We start from the raw sequence: 3,117 nt of genomic DNA, 5'->3' as shown, positions 1-3,117 counted from the left end.
AACCCTCCACCCCACCCCACCCCGTCGATCATGCACTTGCGGTGGGCGGCTACTGCCGTTATGCACCTTTTGCGGGGCACCGCAACCGCATGATCGACGTCGCGAGGGGCGGGGCCCACGGTCAGTCAGAGGCTGAGTCAGACCGACCGGGTGACCCGCTCCCACATCATCACTGTCAGAGGCGGATGCCGAGGAGGGCGTCCAGAGTGGCGGCGAAGAGGGCGGGGGCGGCCGGGTCGTCGGCGGTGCCCGCGAGGGTCGCCTCGGCCCATCCGTCGGCCAGCGCCAGGGCGCCCGGCGAGTCCAGGTCGTCTGCGAGGCGGGCGCGTACGCCGGCCAGGAACTCCTCGCCCGACGGACCGGCTGGCGCGGCGGCGGCCCGCCGCCAGCGCGCCAGCCGCTCCAGCGACGTCGCGAGCAGCTCGTCGGTCCAGGCGCGGTCGGTGCGGTAGTGCCCGGAGAGCAGGGCCAGCCGGACCGCCATCGGGTCGACCTGGTCGGCGCGCAGCCGGGAGACGAAGACCAGGTTGCCCCGGGACTTCGACATCTTCTCGCCGTCGAGGCCGATCATGCCGGCGTGCACGTAGTGCTGCGCGAAGGGCGCGGCGCCCGTGAGCCGCTCGGCGTGCGCGGCGGAGCACTCGTGGTGGGGGAAGATCAGGTCGTTGCCGCCGCCCTGCACGTCGATCCGGTCGCCGAGCAGGTTGAGCGCGATGACCGTGCACTCGATGTGCCAGCCGGGGCGGCCGGCGCCCAGTTCGCCGCCCGGCCAGGACGGCTCACCCTCGCGGGCGCCCCGCCACAACAGCGGGTCGAGCGGGTCGCGCTTGCCGGCCCGGTCCGGGTCGCCCCCGCGCTCGGGGAAGATCTCCAGCATCTGCTCCCGGGTCAGGTTCGACTCGTAGCCGAAGCGGGGGGTGGCGGCGATGTCGAAGTAGACGTCGCCGGTGCCGTCCTCCAGGCGGTACGCGGCCCCGTCCTTGAGCAGCAGGAGGACCTTGTCGGCGATGTCGGGGATCGACTCCACCGCGCCGACGTAGTGCGCCGGCGGGATGATCCGCAGCGCCTCCATGTCCTCGCGGAACAGCGCGGTCTCCCGCATCGCCAGGACCTTCCAGTCCTCGCCGTCCCGCTCGGCCCGCTCCAGCAGCGGGTCGTCGATGTCGGTGACGTTCTGCACGTAGTGCACGTCCCGGCCGGCGTCCCGCCACACCCGCTGCACCAGGTCGAACGCGATCATGGTGGCGGCGTGGCCCAGGTGCGTGGCGTCGTACGGGGTGATGCCGCAGACGTACATGGTCGCGGTGCCGGCCGGGTCGCTCGGGTGGGCGCCCTGCCGCGCCGAGTCGAACAACGACAGCGGCTGGCCCCTGCCCGGCAGCCGCGGCACTTCATGTCCCGCCCAAGAGTCCATGACCGTCAGCCTAACCAGCCGGCGCGGCGCGGCAGGCCCGGCCCACAGTGATCAACATGACAGCGCCGCGGGACGGAACGGGCGCGCTCACATGGGGGGCCAGGGCACCGTCGGCCAGTCCTGCGACGGCTGCGGGAACAGGCCGGTGTGCCGCAGCCGGTCCACCCGCGCCGCCAGCTCGGCGACCTCCCGGATGGTCAGGTGGTCGGCCAGCTCGGCACCCAGTGCCCCGGGGAGCTGGCCGGCGAGTGCGTCGAGCATCTCCACGGCGTCCGCCGGCAGTTGCCGCCCGGCCCAGCCCCAGAGCACCGTGCGCAGCTTCTCCTCGACGTGGAAGCTCACCCCGTGGTCGACGCCGTAGATCCGGTCCTCCGGACCGACCAGCACGTGCCCGCCCTTGCGGTCCGCGTTGTTGATCACCGCGTCGAGCACTGCGAGCCGGGCCAGCCGCGGATCGTCGGCGTGCGCCAGCGCGTACGGCGTGCCGTCGTCGTCGCGGGCCGCCGCGATCGGGAACCACCGGGGCGGCAGCGCGTCGGCCGGCACGAACCCGACCAGGGGCTCGGCCGCCTCCGGCTCGTCGATCCAGAGCTGACACGATCCCGGGCCGAACGGGCCGTCGCGCAGCACGGTCGGTGGCACCAGATCCCAGCCGGTGGCCCGGGAGACCACGTACGCCGAGACCTCCCGACCGGCCAGCGTGCCGTCCGGAAAGTCCCACAGCGGGCGCTCGCCCCGCACCGGCTTGTAGACGCAGCGGGCCGTCACCCCGTCGAGGGTCAGGATGCCGCGCAGGGTGGTGTTGGAGGCGTCGACGAGCCGCCCCTCCAGGTCGAGGTGGCCGTCACGCAGCAAGCGGAGCGCGGCCTCGCCGTCCTGTCGGGGCTGGAGATCCGACGACGTCACCGGTGATAACCGTTGTGGCGCGGACAGAGATGACCGGCGGGGTCGAGGGGCTGGCCGCAGAGCGGGCAGGGCGGACGACCGGCGTTGACCACCCGCCGGGCCCGCTCGATGAACTGTCGGGTCGCCTCGGGGGTCAGCCGCACCCGGAGCCGGTCGAGGTCCTCGTCCGGCTCCTCGTCCTCGTCCTCGGCGTCCTCATCGTCGTCGTCGGGCTCGCCGAGCTCGACCTCGACCTCCGCCTCGCCCACGGCGATGGCCTCGATCACCACGGTCGCGGTGTCGACGTCGAACGCCAGCCCGAGCGTGCCGACCCGGAACTCCTCGTCGACGGGCGTGTCCAGCGGGTCGTTGTCGCCGACGACGGCCACCGGCTCGGGCAGGTCCACCCCGAAGCGGCGCTGCGCCTCGGAGAGCAACTCCTCGAGCTTCTCGGCCAGCAACGACACCTGGACCTTCTCCAGCGCGACGCTGACCAGCCGGCCACCGCCGCGCGCCTGGAGGAAGAACGTGCGCTCCCCCGGCGGCCCGACCGTCCCGGCGACGAACCGCTCCGGCGGCTCGAAGGCGTGCACCTGGTGGGTCATACCCACGACCCTATCCGGCGCGCCACAGCGCCGCGCACCCCACCGACGCGAATCGCCGTACCCCCGCCGCGCCCGGCACACCGTGCGCCGCGCCCGGGCGTGGCGGCCGGCGAGGCCCCGGGCCCGCGCCGCAGCGTGGTCGCGGACGGGACTCTCGGCCCGCAGCGGCGCGCGGACTCCTCGTCGGCTGGGGCGAGCGTCGCGGGAGGGACG

The 3,117-nt window shown here is 74.0% G+C and carries 3 protein-coding genes; all 3 read right to left on the bottom strand.

Annotated elements, in window-relative coordinates; genetic code table 11:
* Positions 1-175: 175 nt before the first annotated feature.
* The 3 genes from mshC to F6X68_RS31855 all read right to left on the bottom strand — a co-directional run bounded on the left by mshC (position 176) and on the right by F6X68_RS31855 (position 2,904).
* Positions 176-1,414, bottom strand: a complete 1,239-nt coding sequence (gene mshC, locus F6X68_RS31865) for a cysteine--1-D-myo-inosityl 2-amino-2-deoxy-alpha-D-glucopyranoside ligase (RefSeq protein ID WP_151457716.1) — start codon at positions 1,412-1,414, stop codon at positions 176-178.
* An 87-nt stretch (positions 1,415-1,501) separates the two neighbouring features.
* Positions 1,502-2,320, bottom strand: coding sequence for an SCO1664 family protein (locus F6X68_RS31860; protein ID WP_151457715.1), 819 nt, complete (start codon positions 2,318-2,320; stop codon positions 1,502-1,504).
* Positions 2,317-2,904, bottom strand: coding sequence for a DUF3090 domain-containing protein (locus F6X68_RS31855; protein ID WP_151457714.1), 588 nt, complete (start codon positions 2,902-2,904; stop codon positions 2,317-2,319). Before F6X68_RS31855 ends, F6X68_RS31860 begins: the two co-directional genes overlap by 4 nt.
* Positions 2,905-3,117: the final 213 nt, after the last annotated feature.

The sequence above is a fragment of the Micromonospora sp. AMSO12t genome (genome assembly GCF_008806585.1).
GTDB classification, from domain to species: Bacteria; Actinomycetota; Actinomycetes; order Mycobacteriales; family Micromonosporaceae; genus Micromonospora; species Micromonospora reichwaldensis.
The sequence above is the reverse complement of the archived record's forward strand: the minus strand, read 5'-3'. Positions and strand labels throughout refer to the sequence as shown.

Bases quoted from the DNA above. Each gene is read 5' to 3' on its own strand.
- F6X68_RS31855 (WP_151457714.1), bottom strand. From the start codon at position 2,904: ATGACCCACCAGGTGCACGCCTTCGAGCCGCCGGAGCGGTTCGTCGCC.
- mshC (WP_151457716.1), bottom strand. From the start codon at position 1,414: ATGGACTCTTGGGCGGGACATGAAGTGCCGCGGCTGCCGGGCAGGGGC.